Consider the following 17,977-nt stretch of genomic DNA (forward strand, 5'->3'; position numbering starts at 1 on the left):
AAGCGCTTCCACGCGCCTGAAAAATACCCGCGGAAACCCGAATGGTCTTATGGCGGGCTCCAGACGTTTAGCCTAGTTAGGGCCCGCCGAACGTCCCATATGGCGGGAGGTATCGCGACCGCTTGCCATTTTGTCGCAGGCATGTCATGACAACGTTGTCATAGGGTGGACGACCTTGGTTAAGAAAAACGACGACGGCGAAAATGGCCGCGAAGTTCTGGTGCTGCTGGGCGGCGCGGGCGACCTGGCCCTGCGGATGCTGCTGCCGTCGCTGTATTTCCTCGAAGTCGACCGCTTGCTGCCGCACGACCTGCGGATCGTCGGCGTGGCGCGCGCGGAGCATGACGCCGCCAGCTACAAGGCCTTGGTTCGCGAGCAATTGGCCAAACGCGCGACGGTGGAGGAGGCGGCCTGGAACCGGCTCGCCGCGCGTCTCGACTACGTGCCCGCCAACATCACCAGCGAAGACGACACCAAGAAGCTGGCCGAGCGGATCGGCGAGCACGGCAACCTGGTCATCTTCTTCTCGCTGTCGCCCAGTCTGTACGGTCCGGCTTGCCAGGCCCTGCAGGCCGCCGGCCTGACCGGTCCCGAAACGCGCCTGATCCTGGAAAAGCCGCTGGGCCGTGACCTGGAAAGCTCCAAGGCCACCAACGCCGCCGTCGCCGCCGTGGTCGACGAAAGCCAGGTCTTCCGGATCGACCACTATCTGGGCAAGGAGACGGTCCAGAACCTGACCGCCCTGCGCTTCGGCAACGTGCTGTTCGAGCCCCTGTGGGACCGCAACACGATCGATCACGTGCAGATCACCATCGCCGAGACCGAAAAGGTCGGCGACCGCTGGCCCTATTACGACGAGTACGGCGCGCTGCGGGACATGGTGCAGAACCATATGCTGCAGCTGTTGTGCCTGGTCGCCATGGAGGCGCCGTCGGGCTTCGATCCCGACGCGGTTCGTGACGAGAAGGTCAAGGTCCTCCGCAGTCTGCGCCCCTTCACCAAGGAGACGGTGGCCCACGACACGGTGCGCGGCCAGTATGTCGCCGGTGTCGTCGAGGGCGGGGCCCGCGCCGGCTATGTCGAGGAAGTCGGCAAGCCCACCAAGACCGAAACCTTCGTGGCCATGAAGGTGGCGATCGACAACTGGCGCTGGGACGGCGTGCCGTTCTTCCTGCGCACGGGTAAGAACCTGCCCGACCGCCGCACCCAGATCGTTGTCCAGTTCAAGCCGCTGCCGCACAACATCTTCGGCCCGGCCACCAACGGTGAGCTGTGCGCCAACCGGCTGGTCATCGACCTGCAGCCGGACGAAGACATCTCGCTGACGATCATGAACAAGCGTCCGGGCTTGTCGGAAGAGGGCATGCGCCTGCAATCGCTGCCGCTGTCGCTGTCGTTCGGTCAGAGCGGCGGTCGCCGTCGGATCGCCTATGAGAAGCTGTTCCTGGACGCCTTCCGCGGCGACCGCACCCTGTTCGTGCGCCGCGACGAAGTCGAGCAGGCCTGGAAGTTCATCGACGCCGTCTCGGCCGCCTGGGCGGACGCCGGCATCGAACCCGCGCCTTACGCGGCGGGCACCTGGGGACCGCAGTCGTCGCAAGGCCTGATTTCGCCCGGCGGGCGGAGCTGGAAGGCCTGACCATGGCCAAACTGGAAGCCTTCGGCTCGCGCGAAGCCCTCTATGACGCCGCCGCCTCAATTCTGGTCGGGGCGCTGACCACGGCCGTGGCGACCCACGGCCGGGCGGGTTTCGCCGCGACCGGCGGCACGACGCCGGCTCCGGTCTATGACCGTCTGGCCACCCTGACCGCCCCTTGGGACAAGATCACGGTCACCCTGACCGACGAGCGCTTCGTTCCGCCGAGCGATCCCAGCAGCAACGAGGGCCTGGTCCGTCGCCACCTGCTGGTGGGCGAGGCCGCCAAGGCCCAGTTCGCGCCGCTGTTCTTCGACGGCGTCAGCCACGAGGACAGCGCGCTGAAGGCCCAGGACGGCGTCGAGGCGGCGGCGCCGTTCGGCGTGGTGCTGCTGGGCGTCGGTCCGGATGGCCACTTCGCCTCGCTGTTTCCGGGCAATCCGGTGCTGGCGCGCGGCCTGGACCTGGCCTCCGAGCGCTCGGTGTTGGCCGTGCCGCCGGGCGATCCCGCCCCGGACATCCAGCGCCTGTCCCTGACCCTGGCCGCCCTGACCCGCACCGATCTGATCGTGCTGCTAGTCACCGGCGCGGCCAAGAAAACGTTGTTGGAAGGCGACGTCGATCCGGCCTTGCCGGTCGCCGCCATCCTGAAGCAGGACCGCGCCAAGGTCCGCATCCTCTGGGCGGAGTAGATCGCCATGAGCCTGAACCCGGTCATCGCCGAAGTCACCGCCCGCATCGTGGCGCGCAGCAAGGACAGCCGCGCGGCCTACCTGGCCAACATGCAGCACGCGATCGACAGCCAGCCCGGCCGGGCCAAGCTGTCCTGCGCCAACTGGGCCCACGCCTTCGCCGCCTCGCCCGGCGTCGACAAGGTCCGCGCCCTGGACCCGAACGCGCCGAACATCGGCATCGTCTCGGCCTATAACGACATGCTGTCGGCCCACCAGCCGCTGGAAGAGTATCCGGCGCTGATCAAGGCCGCCGCCCGCGAGGTCGGGGCCACCGCCCAGTTCGCCGGCGGCGTGCCGGCCATGTGCGACGGCGTCACCCAGGGTCGTCCGGGCATGGAGCTGTCGCTGTTCTCGCGCGACGTCATCGCCATGGCCACGGCCGTCGCCCTGACCCACGACGCCTTCGACGCGGCGCTCTATCTGGGCGTCTGCGACAAGATCGTGCCCGGCCTGGTGATCGGCGCCCTGACCTTCAGCCACCTGCCGGCGCTGTTCGTGCCCGCCGGCCCGATGACCTCGGGCCTGCCCAACAGCGAGAAGGCCCGCATCCGCGCCCTCTACGCCGAGGGCAAGGTCGGCCGCGCCGAGCTGCTGGAAGCCGAGAGCGCCAGCTACCACGGGCCAGGCACCTGCACCTTCTACGGCACGGCCAACACCAACCAGATGCTGATGGAGCTGATGGGCCTGCACCTGCCGGGCTCGGCCTTCGTGCATCCCAACACGCCGCTGCGCGAGGCGCTGGTCAAGGAAGCCGCGCGCCGCGTCGCCTCGGTGACCAACAAGGGCAACGAGTTCATTCCCGTCGGCCGGATCATCGACGAGAAGGCCGTGGTCAACGGCGCTGTCGGCCTGATGGCCACTGGCGGCTCGACCAACCTGGCCCTGCATATGGTCGCCATGGCCCACGCGGCCGGCATCCTGCTGACGCTGGAGGATCTGGACGACATCTCCAAGGCCACGCCGCTGCTGGCCCGCGTCTATCCGAACGGCTCGGCCGACGTGAACCACTTCCAGGCCGCTGGCGGCATGGCGTTCGTGATCCGCGAACTGCTGAAGGCCGGCCTCGTCCACGAGGACGTCCAGACCATCGCCGGCGCCGGCCTGTCGCTCTACGCCCAGGAACCGCACCTCGAGGACGGCGTGCTGACCTGGCGCGAAGGCGCTCTGGAGAGCCTGGACACCGCCATCGTGCGGCCGGTCTCGGACCCGTTCAGCAAGGAAGGCGGCCTGCGCCTGATGGCCGGCAACCTGGGGCGCGGCGTCATGAAGATCTCGGCCGTCAAGCCTGAGCACCACGTGATCACCGCCCCGGCCGCGGTGTTCCAGGAGCAGGAAGACTTCATCGCCGCCTTCAAGCGCGGCGAGCTGGATCGCGACGTCGTCGTCGTGGTCCGCTTCCAGGGGCCGTCGGCCAACGGCATGCCCGAGCTGCACAACCTGTCGCCGTCGATCTCGGTGCTGCTGGACCGCGGCTACAAGGTCGCCCTGGTCACCGACGGCCGCATGTCCGGCGCCTCGGGCAAGACGCCGGCCGCCATCCACGTGACGCCGGAAGCCGCCAAGGGCGGGCCGCTGGCCTATGTCCAGGACGGCGACGTGATCAGCGTCAACGCCGAAACCGGCGAACTCAACATCCTGGTGGACGAGGCGGCGCTGCTGGCTCGCACGCCGGCGAACGTCCCGGCGAGCAAGCCGGGCTTTGGTAGGGAACTGTTCGGATGGATGCGGTCGGGGGTCGGCGCCGCCGACGCCGGCGCGTCCGTCTTTGCTTGAGGAAGCGCTAGGTCATGGACGGCAATCACACCGGGGGGCTGGGCCTCGTCGGCGACATCGGCGGCACCAACGCCCGCTTCGCCCTGGTCGAATTCGACGGTCAGGACCCGCGTCTGATCGAGCCGACCACCTATAAGGGCGAGGACTACGGCACGGCTGAAGCCGCCATCGAGCACTATCTGCAAAAGGTCGGGGTGCGGCATCCCGACCAGGCGGTGGTGGCGGTGGCCGGCCCGATCGAGCACGGCCAGGTCCACATGACCAACCTGGACTGGCGGATCTCCGAGGACAGCCTGCGTCGCGCCGGCGGTTTCCGCACCGCCAAGCTGATCAACGACTTCACCGCCCAGGCTCTGGCCGCGCCGCGCCTGGGCCCCAAGGACCTGCGCCAGATCGGCCACCTGCCGACCTCGGGCGAGGGAGACTTGGCCATCCTCGGCCCGGGCACCGGCTTTGGCGTCGCCGGCCTAGTGCGCCGTCACGGCCAGGAACTCCCGCTGGCCACCGAGGGCGGCCATGTCGCCTTCGCGCCGCTCGACGAGGTCGAGATCGAGGTTCTGCGCGCCCTGACCAAGCAGCTGGGCGGCGGCCGCGTCTCGGTCGAGCGCATCCTGTCGGGTCCCGGCATGGAGGACCTGCACCTCGCTTTGGCGCAGGCCGAAGGCCGCAAGGTCGACGCCCTGGCCGCCAAGCAGATCACCGAGCGCGCCGTCGAAGGCTGCACCGACTGCCTGGCCACCGTGAACCGGTTCTGCGCCGTGCTGGGTTCGACGGCCGGCGACATCGCCCTGACCCTGGGCGCGCGCGGCGGGGTGTTCATCGCCGGCGGTATCGCGCCCCGGATCATCGACATCCTGGAAAAGAGCCCGTTCCGCGAACGCTTCGACGCCAAGGGCCGCCTGTCGGGCTTCACCCAGGCGATCCCGACCCACGTCATCCTGCACCCGCACACGGCGTTGATCGGCGCGGCGGTGGCCCTGACGCCTGAGGGCAGGGCGGCGGTTTCGTAAACCGCCAGGCCTAGCGCGGCGTCGCCTTCAGTGTCGTGGCGCGCTCGGTCAGGACCTTCTTGCACTGGCCCGCGTCGAAATCGAGTTCCGCTGCGTTTTCCTGCCCCTGGTCCAACCAGAAGTCCATGTACCGCTCTCCTCGGTCGCCGACGCTCGCCCCAAAGGCGTCGGGCTTGCGCAGCGCCGCGAGATAGGCGGTGGCCTGGGCGGGAGACAAGCGCGCCGAGCAGGCGCCGACAGCGTAGGCGAGATCACCGGCGGCGCGTATGTAGCCCGTCTGCCAACTGGCCCATCCGGTCGTCCACAACAGCTTGTCGGCGGCGGTGCGAACCAGGATTTCATCGCTTGTGGCGGAGTCGGTCACCAGGATGCGCCCGATGGGATCTCGGGCGATCTGATGGCAAGTGGCTGTCCAAGTCTGCATCTGGCCTCGGATGAGCGCCGCGAAATTCGGACCGTCCCTCTGGTCGCCCTTGAGTGCCGCTTTCGCCGCGCTGGCGGCCTGTTCCATAGAATTGGTCAAGTAGGTTACCGACAGAGTCTCGGAAAAGCCCGATTTGGCGGCTTCTGCCGAGGCCACTTGGGCGAAACGATCAGCCTCGTCATGGGTCTCGAAACCGACCAGCTCACAGGTCGCCATCAGCCCCGCATAACTTCCCAGCTGGTTCAGCCGCGTGGCGGGATCCTGAGCATGCGCGACGCTTGCGCTCAGCAGAACGAACGCCGACAGCGCCAGCGCCTTGAAACGAAACATGAGGCCCCCTTCGATCAGCGCGACCGCGCCGGCACTTCATACTGGGCTCGATTGAAGGGTGTAAAGTGGCTGCTCTGCTCGTTTTTGGGTTGCGCGGGGAAGGTCTCGCCATGACAGCCTTGTCATGGCTTAGTATTCGCCAAACCGAACGAATCGGGACGGCGAGGAACGGAATTGAGCGCCAAGATCACGATCCACGACGTCGCCCGCGAGAGCGGGGTGTCGATCAAGACCGTTTCGCGGGTGCTCAACCGGGAGCCCAACGTCAAGGCCGACACCCGTGACCGGGTGCAGGCCGCCGTCGCGGCGCTGAAGTACCGGCCCAACATCTCGGCTCGCAGCCTGGCGGGTTCGAAGGCCTATCTGATCGGCGTCTTCTTCGACAACCCCAGCCCCGGCTACGTCACCGACGTACAGCTGGGCGCGATCGCGCGGTGTCGCCAAGAGGGCTATCACCTGATCGTCGAACCGATCGACTCGACCGGCGACGTCGAGGACCAGGTCGCGCCGATGCTAGCGACGCTGCGCATGGACGGGGTGATCCTGACCCCGCCGCTCTGTGACCACCCGGTGGTGCTGGCCGCGCTGGAGCAGGAAGGGGTGCCTTACGTCCGCATCGCCCCGGGGGGCGACATCGATCGCGCGCCGTGGGTCAGCATGGACGACCGTCTGGCCGCTTTCGAGATGACCAAGCACCTGATCGACCTGGGCCACAAGGACATCGGCTTCATCATCGGCCACCCAGACCACGGCGCGTCGCACCGGCGCCATCAGGGCTTCATCGACGCGATGCGCGACGCCGGCCTGCCCATTCGCGACGACCGGATGGAGCAGGGCTGGTTCTCGTTCCGCTCGGGCTTCGAGGCGGCCGAGCGGTTGCTAGGCGGCGCCGACCGTCCGACCGCGATCTTCGCCTCGAACGACGACATGGCGCTGGGCGTAATGGCGGTGGCCAATCGGATGCGCCTGGACGTGCCTCAAGCCCTGGCCGTCGCCGGCTTCGACGACACGCCCGGCGCCAAGATCACCTGGCCGCAGCTGACCACCGTGCGCCAGCCCATCTTCGCCATGGCCGGCGCCGCCGCCGATATGTTGATGCATGGCGTCGAGCAGGAGGAGGGGGCGCCGCCGCCGTCCCGCCTGCTGGATTTCGAGCTGGTGGTTCGGGAATCCACCGCGCAATCGGCCGATTAGGCGCTTTTCGGATCGCGGGGACGTGTTACCGCAATCATATTGTTCTTGACAGCGCTGTCCGATCTACGTGACATCAAGGCGATCAAGACGGTCGCCCACGGAAAGGCGGCGTCAGGAGGAAACGCCATGACCTCGCCTGGCCTGACCAGCGCCCGTCGCACCTTGTGTGCACGATCACTCCCCTCCAAGCGGACCTGACCGCTTTTCTTTCGCTCGGCGCGGTAACCCCGCAAGCGCCGCGCCGAGCGCCTTTCTCGACATTTCGCGAGGTCCGCCGGGGGGCGGGCGTATCCTGGGAAACATCATGTCCGTATCTGGTCGTCTCGTCCGCGCCTCCGCGGTGGCCCTTATCCTTGCCGGCGGCCTGGCGGGGACTGCTTCGGCCCAAACCAATCCTGCCGCCGTCGCRCACCCGGAAGTCTGGCCCAAGGCCGCCAGTCCGGCGGCGATCACCAACGCCAAGACCGAGGCCTTCATCACCCAGTTGATGAGCCGGATGAGCGTCGAGGAGAAGGTCGCCCAAACCATCCAGGCCGACGGCGCCTCGATCACGCCGGAAGAGCTAAAAAAGTACCGCCTGGGCTCGGTGCTGGTCGGCGGCAACAGCGCGCCGGACGGCAACGACCGCGCCACGCCGCAGCGCTGGGTCGAGTGGATCCGCGCCTTCCGCGCCGCGGCGCTGGAAACGCGCGGCGGCCATCAGGAAATTCCGATCATCTTCGGCGTCGACGCCGTGCACGGGCACAACAATGTCGTCGGTTCCACGATCTTTCCGCACAACATCGGCCTAGGCGCGGCGCGCGATCCGGGTCTAATCCGACGGATCGGCGAAGCGACCGCCCAGGAAATGGCCGCCTCGGGCGCCGACTGGACCTTCGGCCCCACCGTGGCCGTGCCGCGCGACGAGCGCTGGGGCCGCGCCTACGAGGGCTATGCCGAGGACCCGGAAGTCGTGAAGACCTATTCGGGCCCGATGACCTTGGGCCTGCAGGGCGCGCTAGTCGCCGGCAAGCCGCTGGCGGCGGGCCACGTGGCCGGCTCGGCCAAGCACTTCCTGGCCGACGGCGGCACCGAAAACGGCCGCGACCAGGGCGACGCCAAGATCTCCGAGGCCGACCTCGTCCGCCTGCACGCCGCCGGCTATCCGCCGGCCATCGACGCCGGCATCCTGTCGGTGATGGTCTCGTTCTCCAGCTGGAACGGCGTCAAGCACACCGGTAACAAGAGCCTGGTCACCGACGTGCTGAAGGGGCGGCTGGGCTTCCAGGGCTTCGTGGTCGGCGACTGGAACGCCCACGGCCAGGTCGAGGGCTGCACCAACACCAACTGCGCCCAGGCCTACAACGCCGGCATGGACATGATGATGGCCCCCGACAGCTGGAAGGGGCTCTATGACAACACCCTGGCCCAGGTGAAGGCCGGCCAGATTTCGATGGCGAGGATCGACGACGCGGTGCGCCGCATCCTGCGCGTCAAGGTCAAGGCGGGACTGTTCGAGGACAAGCGTCCGCTGGAAGGCAAGTACGAACTGCTGGGCGCCCCCGCCCATCGCGCCGTGGCCCGCGAAGCGGTTCGCAAGTCGCTGGTCTTGCTGAAGAACCAAGGTGTCCTGCCGCTGAAGAGCTCGGCCCATGTGCTGGTGGCCGGCGACGGCGCCGACGACATCGGCAAGGCCGCCGGCGGCTGGACCCTGACCTGGCAAGGCACAGGCAACAAGAACAGCGACTTCCCGCACGGCCAGTCGATCTATGGCGGCATCGCCGAGGCCGTGAAGGCCGGCGGTGGCAGCGCCGAACTGGCGGTGTCCGGCGACTTCAAGACCAAGCCCGACGTGGCCATCGTGGTGTTCGGCGAGAACCCCTACGCCGAGTTCCAGGGCGACGTCGCCACCGCCGAATACCAACCGGGCGACAAGACCGACCTGGCCTTGCTGAAGAAGCTGAAGGCCGCCGGGATCCCGGTAGTCTCGGTGTTCCTCAGCGGTCGCCCGCTGTGGACCAATCCCGAGATCAACGCCTCGGACGCCTTCGTCGCGGCCTGGCTGCCGGGCTCGGAGGGCGGCGGCGTCGCCGACGTGCTGGTGGGCGACAAGGCCGGCAAGCCGCGCCACGATTTCCAGGGCAAGCTGTCGTTCAGCTGGCCCAAGCGCGCCGACCAGGAGCCGATCAATGTCGGCGACAAGAACTATGACCCGCTGTTCGCCTACGGCTACGGCTTGACCTACGCCAAGCCTGGCAAGGTCGCGGCGCTTTCCGAGGACCCGGGGACGGCGTCGGCGGCGGTCAATGTCGACCGCTATTTCGTCGCCGGCCGGGCGCCCCCGCCGTGGACGATGAACGCTGCCGGGACCGTCTCGCTGAAGACGGTGGACGCCGGCGCGCAGGAGAACGCCCGCCAAGCGACGTGGAGCGGCGAGGGCGCCGGCGCGTTGACCGTCATGGGCCAGCCCGTCGACCTTTCGCGCCAGACGACCGGCGACATGGCCGTGATGATCCGTTACCGCGTCGATGCGATCCCAGAGAAACCCGTTTCCCTTGGGATAGTCTGTGGCGAATCCTGCGGGGCGGCTGTAGACGTGACGTCAACGTTGTCAGGTGCGAAAATCGGCGAATGGCGTACGGCCAAGATCAAACTTTCCTGCTTCATGGCCAAGGGCGCCAAGATGGAGCATGTTTCATCCCCGTTCGCCTTGTCGACCACGGGGCGTCTGACGCTGTCGTTCACGGAAATCAGGCTGGCGTCCAACGAGGGCGACGCCTTCTGTCCGCCAAGCTAATCCATCAAGAAGGAGCGACGGCATGATCCGCGCCCGTCGCTCCCGCATCGTCGCCACGCTTGGCCCCGCCTCCAGCTCGCGCGACATGATCGTCACCCTGGCCAAGGCCGGGGCGGACGTGTTCCGCCTGAACTTCAGCCACGGGGCCCACGAGACCCACGCCGCCGTCTACGCGGCGATCCGCGAGGCCGAGGCGATCGTCGACCGTCCGCTGGGCATCCTGGCCGATCTGCAAGGTCCCAAGCTGCGCGTCGGCAAGTTCGCCAACGGTCCGGTCATTCTGAAAGCCGGCCAGGCGTTCCGCTTCGACAGCGATCCGACGCCCGGCGACGAGACGCGGGTGCATCTGCCGCATCCCGAAATCCTGACCGCCATGCGGCCGGGCGCGACCCTGCTGCTCGATGACGGCAAGCTGCGCATGACCGTGACCGACGCCGGTCCCGGCTACGCCAACACCACGGTCGTCAACGGCGGCAAGCTGTCCGAGCGCAAGGGCGTGGCGGTGCCGGACGTCGTCATCCCGATGTCGCCCCTGACCGCCAAGGACCGCGAGGACCTGGCCTTCGCCCTGCGCCTGGGCGTCGACTGGATCGCCCTGTCGTTCGTGCAGGCGCCGGAAGACATGGCCGAGCTGCGCCGCATCGTCGAAGGCCGCGCCGCCGTGCTGGCCAAGATCGAAAAGCCGCAGGCCTTGAAGGTGCTGGGTCCGATCCTCGACCTCTGCGACGGCGTCATGGTCGCCCGCGGCGACCTCGGCGTCGAAATGGCCCCGGAAGAGGTGCCGGTGGCTCAGAAGGTCATCCTGCGGGCGGCGCGCGAGCGCGGCATCCCGGTGATCGTCGCCACCCAGATGCTGGAATCGATGATCAGCTCGCCCACCCCGACCCGCGCCGAGGCCTCGGACGTGGCCAACGCGGTCTATGAGGGCGCGGACGCGGTGATGCTGTCGGCGGAATCGGCGGCTGGCGAATATCCGGAAGAATCCGTCTCGATGATGAATCGCATCATCGAGCGCGTCGAACGCGATCCGCGCTGGCCCGAGCTGATGCAGGCCGAGCAGCACCACGACGACGACGACGCCGACGTGCTGGTGGTCGCCGCCGCCGGCGCGGCCAAGGCGGGTTCGACAAAGTGCCTGGTGGCCTTCACCACTACCGGCGCGACCGCGCGCCGCCTGGCCCGCGAACGGCCGCTGCAGCCGGTGCTGGCCCTGTCGCCCGACATCAACGCCGTGCGGCGCATGGCTCTGGTCTGGGGCGTGGAGCCGCGGGTCAGCGCCCAGCCCGACAGCCTCGAGGTCGTCACCACCGACGCCTCGAGCAAAGCCCTGGAGCTGGGCCTGGTCGCGCCGGGCGAGCGCCTGCTGGTCGTGGCCGGGACGCCGTTCGGAGCTCCGGGCGCCGCCAACCTGCTGCGCCTGGCCCACGCGCCTTCGCCGGCGCGCCGGCGGTAATCCGTTAAAACTGTCATCCCGGCCAGGCGCGAAGCGCGCCGAGCCGGGACCGTGGCAAGCTCGGAGCTCTTTGCGATCCCGGGTCTGCGCTGGGCTGCGCCCGGGATGACAGCCTCTATTGCTGCTCGAACGAGGCCGGCAGCAGCCGCTCGTACCCGCGCCGCACCGCGCCATAGCACTCGCAGGCCACGGTCTCGAGGCCGGCGCGGTCCAGGATGTCGACCACGCCGCGCCGATAGCGGATCAGGCCCTTGGCCTGCAGCGAGCCGGCGACGGCGGTGACAGTGGTGCGCTGGACGCCCAGCATATCGGCCAGGAACTCCTGGGTCAGGTTGACGGTGTGGGTGTCGATGCGGTCGTGACACGACAGCAGCCAACGGCAGAACCGGGCCTCGACGGCGTGCAGGGCGTTGCAGGCCACCGACTGAATGGCGTGGCCGAACAGGGCCTCGTTGTGACGGTCGACGAGGTCGCGGAGCGGCGCGCTGCGCGTCCAGACATCGTGCAGAGGGCCGGCGGCGATCCGCAGGGCCGAGCCTGGCGACTGGACGATGGCGCGTGACAGCGACTGGCGCGGCGCCACGGCGGCCATCAGGCCCAAAGCCCCTTCGCGGCCGATGGCGGCGGACTCGATCGCCGCGCCGCTCTCCATCAAGGTCATCAGCGAGATGACGCAATCGTTCGGGAAATAGACCTGATCGATCACGTCGCCCGGGTCGTAGAGCAGGCGGCCCTTGTCGAGGTCCGCCGCGGCGAGATGGGGCGTGAGCAGGGCCCGGTCTTCGGGCGGCAATGCGGAGAGCAGGCGGTTCTTCAAGGTCGCTAACGGCCCAGTCATGCTGAATCGAACGCCGTCTCGCGGCAAGGGTTGCAAGATATAGGTGGGTCAGCTTGGCCGCGCCGTCGCTTAGCCGACACAATCCAGTCAGGGACGTCGCGAAAAAAGAAGAGTCCGCGAAACCGTCTATTTTTCGCCATCATTTGATAGCGCACCGCTTAGTCGGGTTCCCGACATAACTACTCAATGCAGATTGCCTGCAACCTGCGATTACCTGTCTGACTAAAAGAAAAAGCCGCCAGAGAGGCGGCTTGTGGACGCACAGGATCTCGCGGAAAGCCACGGCGCTTCCGGTGAGATCCACGAGGAAGAGCCTTCGCCGGAAATTCTATTCGCCCTGGCCAGGGCCGCGGGACACCGGTCCGTCAGTGCCAGACCGACGCTCCCTCGGGGGCGGCCTATCCCCAGGTCTGGGGGTAGCGTCCTTTAGAATCCCATCAGGCGGGCGTAGCGATCGCGGTGGAAGCTGGCGCCGCCGAACAAGGCCTCGGTGACGCGGGCGCGCTTCATGTAGAGGCCAGCGTCGTGGGCGTCGGTCATGCCGATGCCGCCATGCATCTGGACCATCTCGTTGCTGGCCAGGTGGACCAGGTCGCTGGCCTTGGCCTTGGCCAGGGAAGCGAGGGCTCGGGTGTCCCCCCCGGCGTCGATCGCTTCCAGCGCGGCCTCGACGCAAGAGCGGGTGRTCTCCAGGTCGGTGAACCACTTGGCGGCGCGGTGCTGCAGGGCCTGGAACGTGCCGATCACCTGACCGAACTGGGTGCGGGTCTTCAGATAGTCCAGGGTGATGTCGAAGGCGGCGCTGGCGCTGCCCAGCATCTCGGCGGCCAAGCCCGCATAGGCGCGGTCGAGGGTCGGCTCCAGCACGGCCCAGCCCTTGTCGACCTCGCCCAGCACGGCGTCCGCGCCGACCTCGACGCCGTCGAAGGCGATCCGGGCCGCGCCGCGCGAGTCCACCAGCGCCAGATGCGCGCGGGTGACGCCGGGGGCGTCGCCGGCCACCAGGAACAGGGTCAGGCCCTCGGTCTCGCCGACCTTGCCGCCGGTGCGGGCGGCGACGATCAGCAGGTCGGCGGCTTCGCCGTCCAGCACGAAGGTCTTGGTTCCGTTCAGCACGTAGCCGGTTTCGCCTTTGGTCGCCGTCAGGGCCGTACGGGCGGGCGCGTGGTGCGAGCCCTCGTCGATCGCCAGGGTGGCGACGAGCTCGCCCGCGGCGATCTTCGGCAGCCAGGCCTGTTTCTGGTCGTCAGAGCCGCCCAGCTGCAGGGCCGAGGCGGCGATCAGGGCGGTGGAGAGCAGGGGGGAGGCGGCCAGCGTCCGGCCCGTCTCTTCCAGGATCAGGCCCAGGCCCAGATAGCCAAAGGCGGAGCCGTCATAGGCCTCGGGCACGACCACCCCCGCCCAGCCCATCTCGCCCATGTCCTTCCAGGCGGTGGGATCGAAGCTTTGGCCGGTCTTGCCGTCGCGCAACTTGCGCAGGGCGGTGACGGGCGCGCTGTCGGTGGTCCAGCCCTTGGCGGCGTCGCGCAGCATGGTCTGTTCTTCGGTCAGGACGGCCATCAGGCGTGCTCCGTGGATTGGTGACGGGCGGCCCAGTCCAGGGCCTGTTCCAGACGGTCGTTGCCCCAGAAGAGCTCGCCATCGGCGGTGAGAAAGCTGGGCGCGCCGAACAGGCCGCGTTCCTTGGCTTGGCGGACATGGTCCTTCAGCCGGGCCTTGACCGGATCGGACTGGGCGGCGGCCAGCACGTGCTCTGGCCCCGCGCCGACACTGGCGATCAGGGGCGCGAGAACCTCGGGGCTGCCGATGTCCTGGTCGTCGACGAAATTGGCCTGGTAGACCGCGCGGCTGAAGGCCGGGGTCCAGCCGTCCTCCAGGCCCACGATCGCCACGCGGGCGGCCAGCAGGCTATTGCGCGGGAACTGGCTGGGGTGACGCAGCGGCAGGCCCGAGTCCTCGCAGACCCGCTCCAGGTCGCGCCACATGTATTCGCCTTTCACGGGGAAGGCGTTGAAAGGGCTGTCGTTCAACCCCTGTTGCTCATGGAACAGCGGACCCAGCAGGAAGGGCCGCCAGGCCACCGCCACACCCTTGTCCGCCGCCAGCCGTTCAACGCGCATGGCCGCCGGATAGGAGTAGCTCGAGGCGAACTCGTACCAGAACTCGATCATCGGACTACTGGTGGTCCAGGAGGCCGAGGACGCGCTTGGCGACGACATTGAGGTTCACCTCGCTGGTGCCGCCCTCGATCGAGTTGCCCTTGGCGCGCAGCATGGCGCGCGGCGCGGCCAGTTCCTCGGCGCTGAAGCCTTCGCCCTGCCAGCCCAGGCCTTGCAGGCCCAGCGCCTCGACCAGCAGTTCGGTGCGGTCCTGGTTCATCTTGGCGGCGGCGTACTTGATGATCGAGACGGCGGCGCTGGGCCCCGAGCCCTGTTTAGACTCCGTCTCGGCCCGGCGCACGGTCAGCATGAAGGCGTGGGCGTCCATCGAATGGGCGGCCAAGCGCGCGCGGAAGTCGCCGTCGGCGATGCGGCCTTCGCTGTCGACGCCGATCTCCTTCTTGGCCGCCTCGACCGGGCTGAGGCCGCCGCCGCCGCCGAAGCCCGAGGCGCTGATGTTCTGGCGCTCGTACTGGAGCAGGCGCTTGGCGATGTCCCAGCCGCCGTTCAGCTTGCCGACCAACTGGTCCTTGGGGACCTTCACATTGTCGAAGAAGGTCTCGCAGAACGGTGAGGAGCCGCTGATCAGCTTGATCGGCCGCGCCTCGACGCCGGGCGAGGTCATGTCGAACAGCACGAACGAGATGCCCTCGTGCTTCTTCGAGGCATCGGTGCGCACCAGACAGAAGATCCAGTCGGCCTGATCGGCATAGCTGGTCCAGACCTTCTGGCCGTTGATCAGGTAGTGGTCGCCCCCATCCTTGTCGGAAATGTCTTCGCACTTGGTCTGCAGGGCGGCGAGGTCAGAGCCCGCGCCCGGTTCGCTGTAGCCCTGGCACCAGCGCGTTTCGCCCCGCACGATCTGGGGCAGGAAACGCTGCTTCTGTTCGTCGGTGGCGTATTCCAGCAGMACGGGGCCCAGCATCCAGATCCCGAAGCTCATCAGGGCCGGGCGAGCCTTCAGGCGGCGCAGCTCCTGCTCCAGCACCTTGTTCTGGGCCTTGGAGAGGCCGCCGCCGCCGTATTCCGCGGGCCACATCGGGGCGGTCCAGCCCTTTTGCGCCATCCGGTCCAGCCACAGCTTGGCGTCGGGGTTCTTCCAGACCATCTTGCGGCCGCCCCACGGCGCCTCGTCCTCGCCCATGGGCGCGTTCAGGGACGGCGGGTAATTGGCCTCGAGCCAGGCGCGGGTTTCGGCGCGAAAGGCGTCGAGTTCGGAAGCCCCGAAGTCGGCCATCGTCTCATCTCCCTAAACGGACGGTCTTTGAGCGCACAGTACGCCAGGCGGCGGCGTCGGCAAGTCGATTCAAACGGACGTTCGCTGCTTGATCCGCGACCGCTTGGGGGTTTGCGCGGTATAGGAGGAACGCTGCTGGATCCCGCGAGGGATTCGTCCTTTCGGGATCTGGATGTCCTCGACAGTTTTCAGGCCCGCGGCCCTGGCCATCGCTCCGAGCTTGGCGGCGATCCTGGCCGCCTCGGCCGGGGTCATGCTGCTGGCCTCGGGGGCGACCCCCTCTGAGCCGACCCGTTTCCTGCTGCTGCTGGCCTTCGCGCCGGACCTGCTGATCGAGATCAGCCACTTCTTCTCGTCGATCCTGGGCCTGGTTCTGCTGCTGCTGGCTTTCGGCCTGCGCGCGCGGCTGGGCGCGGCTTGGTGGGCGGCGCTGATCGTGCTGGCCGCCTCTGCGGTGCTGGCGATCTTCAAGGGCCTGAACTGGGAAGAGACGGCGATGCTGTCGATCTGCTTCCTGGGCATCGTTCCGTTCCACGAAGCCTTTCCCCGCAAGGCCGCCCTGACCAAGATGGAGATCACCCCCGGCTGGCTGCTGTCGGCCGGGGCGGCGGTGGCTGGGGCGGGCTTGCTGGGTTGGTGGTCGTTCAATCACACCGAATTCGCCGACAAGTCCTGGATCCGGGTGCTGCAGGATCATGACGAGGCCGCCCGCGCCATCCGCTCGTCGGTGGCGGCGGCCATCGTGCTGCTGGCGGTCGGCGTCTGGCGGCTGGTCGCCACCGCGGCGACGCCGCCCGTGGTCGACGACACCGACCCGGACTTCGACCGCGTCCGCGCCATCCTGGCCAAGGCCGAGGACGCCGAACCCAGCGCCAACCTGGCCCTGCTGGGCGACAAGCGCTTCCTGTTTTCGGCCTCGGGCGAGAGCTTCCTGATGTTCGGCGTGCGCGGCCGCTCGTGGATCGCGCTGGGACCTCCGGTTGGCCGGAGCGACGAGCGGATGGAGCTGTTCTGGCGTTTCCGCGAGCTGGCCGACGCCCACGCCGCCCGCGCGGCCTTTTACGGCCTGGGTCCCGAGGACCTGCCCGACACCGTCGATCTTGGCCTCGCCATCCAGAAGACCGGCGAGAGCGCCGCCGTGCCGCTGGAAGCCTTCAGCCTGGTCGGTCGCCGTCGCGAGGTCCTGCGCCGCAACTGGCGCAAGGCCGGGGAGGGCGGCGCGGCCTTCGAGGTCCTGCCCGTCGGGGCGGCCGTGGCGATCATGGACGAGCTGAAGCGGATTTCGGACTCCTGGCTGGGCCATCACGCCGGCGGCGAGAAGAGCTTCTCGATGGGCGGCTTCGATCCGCGCTACGTGGCGGAGTTCCCGGTCGCGGTGGTGCGCGGCGACGAAGGCAAGATCGTCGCCTTCGCCACGCTGTGGATTACGTCCTCGAAGACGGCGTTCTCGATGGACCTGATGCGCTATTCCGACGAGGCGCCCAAGAACGTCATGGACTACCTGTTCGTCGAGCTCCTGCAGTGGGGCAAGGACGAGGGGTATCAAGCGTTCGAATTCGGGGTCGCGCCGCTGGCCGGCCTGCAAGACCGGCCCTTGGCCCCGATCATGTCGCGGGTGGGCCGGCTGCTCTACGAGCGCGGCGAGGAAATCTACAATTTCCAGGGCGTGAGGCGGTACAAGGACAAGTACGACCCCGTTTGGCAGCCGCGCTACATTGCCGCGCCCCAGAAGTGGGCCATCCCTTTTCTGCTCGCCGACATCGGTTTGCTGTCCTCCGGCGGGGTCTCCGGGCTCGCGAAACGGCCGAAGAAGGCCTCCAGCTAGCCGCGACCTAGTAGCGCGGCGGACCCCCGGTCTGGACCCCCAGAAGGTTCAACAGATGCACGATCATCAGCATCAGGCCGACCACGCAGACCATCATCAGCGGGCGCCACGGAACCATGCGCGGACCCTTTATTACATTGATCGGGCGCGCCCCGAACCAGCCGCACACGACGGCGAGGATTAGAAACGTGGCTGTCAGGGCGATGGTGAAGGCAAGGTCCATGCCGGCTTCTAGGCCTGCGACAATCCGCCTGGCAAATGGTTAACCCGCGTTAACCCTCTTGCTTTTGAAGCGCGCTACAGAATCTTGGGACTCCGTTCCGATTCCTCCACAGTGAATCGTACAGGCGCTACATCTAGCGTTTTGGTCGCGTTTACACCCCAGGAATCGGTGACTAGCGTTTTCCTCAGATGCGAGGAGATCGATTCGCAATGACTGCGGCGTCGCCATGGAGCGTAAAGGGGATCGACCCCAAGGCACGGGAGGTCGCCAAGGACCTCGCGCGTCGCTCCGGCATGACTCTGGGCGAATGGCTCAATCGAATGATCATCGAAGGCGATGGTCTGGGTTCGGACCCTGGTTCCGAA

The 17,977-nt window shown here is 67.9% G+C and carries 15 protein-coding genes; 9 read left to right on the forward strand and 6 right to left on the reverse strand.

The features are described from left to right. Positions 1-175: 175 nt before the first annotated feature. From zwf to glk, 4 genes are read left to right on the forward strand one after another with little or no spacing between them, the layout of a single operon-like run. Positions 176-1,639, forward strand: coding sequence for a glucose-6-phosphate dehydrogenase (zwf, locus tag AC1DSO_RS15835; RefSeq protein WP_477069731.1), 1,464 nt, complete (start codon positions 176-178; stop codon positions 1,637-1,639). Positions 1,640-1,641: 2 nt separating this feature from the next. Then, complete coding sequence (gene pgl, locus AC1DSO_RS15840) at positions 1,642-2,328, forward strand: 6-phosphogluconolactonase (RefSeq protein ID WP_477069732.1); 687 nt, start codon at positions 1,642-1,644, stop codon at positions 2,326-2,328. A gap of 6 nt (positions 2,329-2,334) precedes the next feature. Beyond that, entirely contained in the window at positions 2,335-4,143 is a 1,809-nt protein-coding gene (edd, locus tag AC1DSO_RS15845; RefSeq protein WP_477069733.1) for a phosphogluconate dehydratase, read from the forward strand. 14 nt (positions 4,144-4,157) lie between these two features. Further along, on the forward strand, positions 4,158-5,153 hold the full coding sequence (glk, locus tag AC1DSO_RS15850) for a glucokinase (RefSeq protein ID WP_477069734.1): 996 nt from the start codon (positions 4,158-4,160) through the stop codon (positions 5,151-5,153). Positions 5,154-5,163: 10 nt separating this feature from the next. On the opposite strand, the gene AC1DSO_RS15855 is transcribed toward glk, so the two are convergent. After that, a complete protein-coding gene (locus AC1DSO_RS15855; protein ID WP_477069735.1) occupies positions 5,164-5,907 on the reverse strand; it encodes a hypothetical protein in 744 nt (247 codons plus the stop codon). A 174-nt stretch (positions 5,908-6,081) separates the two neighbouring features. On the opposite strand from AC1DSO_RS15855, the gene AC1DSO_RS15860 reads away from it, so the two are divergent. The 3 genes from AC1DSO_RS15860 to pyk all read left to right on the forward strand — a co-directional run bounded on the left by AC1DSO_RS15860 (position 6,082) and on the right by pyk (position 11,330). Then, positions 6,082-7,101 carry a LacI family DNA-binding transcriptional regulator gene (locus AC1DSO_RS15860; protein ID WP_477069736.1) on the forward strand — a complete coding sequence of 340 codons (1,020 nt, stop codon included), beginning with the start codon at positions 6,082-6,084 and terminating at the stop codon, positions 7,099-7,101. A gap of 304 nt (positions 7,102-7,405) precedes the next feature. After that, positions 7,406-9,877: a glycoside hydrolase family 3 protein gene (locus tag AC1DSO_RS15865; protein WP_477069737.1), complete on the forward strand. Its 2,472-nt coding sequence runs from the start codon at positions 7,406-7,408 to the stop codon at positions 9,875-9,877. 22 nt (positions 9,878-9,899) lie between these two features. After that, positions 9,900-11,330: a pyruvate kinase gene (pyk, locus tag AC1DSO_RS15870; RefSeq protein WP_477069738.1), complete on the forward strand. Its 1,431-nt coding sequence runs from the start codon at positions 9,900-9,902 to the stop codon at positions 11,328-11,330. 115 nt (positions 11,331-11,445) lie between these two features. On the opposite strand, the gene AC1DSO_RS15875 is transcribed toward pyk, so the two are convergent. The 4 genes from AC1DSO_RS15875 to AC1DSO_RS15890 form a co-directional block, all read right to left on the reverse strand. Beyond that, the gene (locus AC1DSO_RS15875; protein ID WP_477069739.1) at positions 11,446-12,168 is read right to left on the reverse strand and encodes a Crp/Fnr family transcriptional regulator; all 723 of its coding nucleotides are present in this window, start codon (positions 12,166-12,168) and stop codon (positions 11,446-11,448) included. Positions 12,169-12,594: 426 nt separating this feature from the next. Beyond that, on the reverse strand, positions 12,595-13,728 hold the full coding sequence (locus AC1DSO_RS15880) for an acyl-CoA dehydrogenase family protein (protein WP_477069740.1): 1,134 nt from the start codon (positions 13,726-13,728) through the stop codon (positions 12,595-12,597). Beyond that, positions 13,728-14,387, reverse strand: a complete 660-nt coding sequence (locus AC1DSO_RS15885; RefSeq protein WP_477069741.1) for a DsbA family protein — start codon at positions 14,385-14,387, stop codon at positions 13,728-13,730. The genes AC1DSO_RS15880 and AC1DSO_RS15885 overlap by 1 nt, the downstream gene beginning before the upstream one ends. After that, positions 14,344-15,564 carry an acyl-CoA dehydrogenase family protein gene (locus AC1DSO_RS15890; RefSeq protein ID WP_477069742.1) on the reverse strand — a complete coding sequence of 407 codons (1,221 nt, stop codon included), beginning with the start codon at positions 15,562-15,564 and terminating at the stop codon, positions 14,344-14,346. Before AC1DSO_RS15890 ends, AC1DSO_RS15885 begins: the two co-directional genes overlap by 44 nt. A 172-nt stretch (positions 15,565-15,736) precedes the next feature. On the opposite strand from AC1DSO_RS15890, the gene AC1DSO_RS15895 reads away from it, so the two are divergent. Next, the gene (locus AC1DSO_RS15895; protein WP_477069743.1) at positions 15,737-17,389 is read left to right on the forward strand and encodes a phosphatidylglycerol lysyltransferase domain-containing protein; all 1,653 of its coding nucleotides are present in this window, start codon (positions 15,737-15,739) and stop codon (positions 17,387-17,389) included. Between the two features lie 7 nt (positions 17,390-17,396). Here the strand turns inward: AC1DSO_RS15895 and AC1DSO_RS15900 are convergent, their stop codons facing one another. Next, on the reverse strand, positions 17,397-17,612 hold the full coding sequence (locus AC1DSO_RS15900) for a hypothetical protein (RefSeq protein ID WP_477069744.1): 216 nt from the start codon (positions 17,610-17,612) through the stop codon (positions 17,397-17,399). A gap of 209 nt (positions 17,613-17,821) precedes the next feature. Between AC1DSO_RS15900 and AC1DSO_RS15905 the strand changes: the two genes are divergently transcribed. Beyond that, positions 17,822-17,977 (forward strand): hypothetical protein (locus AC1DSO_RS15905; RefSeq protein WP_477069745.1); only part of this gene is annotated, 156 nt, incomplete at its 3' end.

It is taken from the genome of Caulobacter sp. P4_E5 (assembly GCF_056401555.1).

Coding starts and splice junctions, on each gene's coding strand:
- pgl (WP_477069732.1), top strand. CDS start 1,642: ATGGCCAAACTGGAAGCCTTCGGCTCGCGCGAAGCCCTCTATGACGCC.
- edd (WP_477069733.1), top strand. CDS start 2,335: ATGAGCCTGAACCCGGTCATCGCCGAAGTCACCGCCCGCATCGTGGCG.
- glk (WP_477069734.1), top strand. CDS start 4,158: ATGGACGGCAATCACACCGGGGGGCTGGGCCTCGTCGGCGACATCGGC.
- AC1DSO_RS15855 (WP_477069735.1), bottom strand. CDS start 5,907: ATGTTTCGTTTCAAGGCGCTGGCGCTGTCGGCGTTCGTTCTGCTGAGC.
- pyk (WP_477069738.1), top strand. CDS start 9,900: ATGATCCGCGCCCGTCGCTCCCGCATCGTCGCCACGCTTGGCCCCGCC.
- AC1DSO_RS15875 (WP_477069739.1), bottom strand. CDS start 12,168: ATGACTGGGCCGTTAGCGACCTTGAAGAACCGCCTGCTCTCCGCATTG.
- AC1DSO_RS15885 (WP_477069741.1), bottom strand. CDS start 14,387: ATGTCGTCGCCAAGCGCGTCCTCGGCCTCCTGGACCACCAGTAGTCCG.
- AC1DSO_RS15895 (WP_477069743.1), top strand. CDS start 15,737: ATGTCCTCGACAGTTTTCAGGCCCGCGGCCCTGGCCATCGCTCCGAGC.
- AC1DSO_RS15900 (WP_477069744.1), bottom strand. CDS start 17,612: ATGGACCTTGCCTTCACCATCGCCCTGACAGCCACGTTTCTAATCCTC.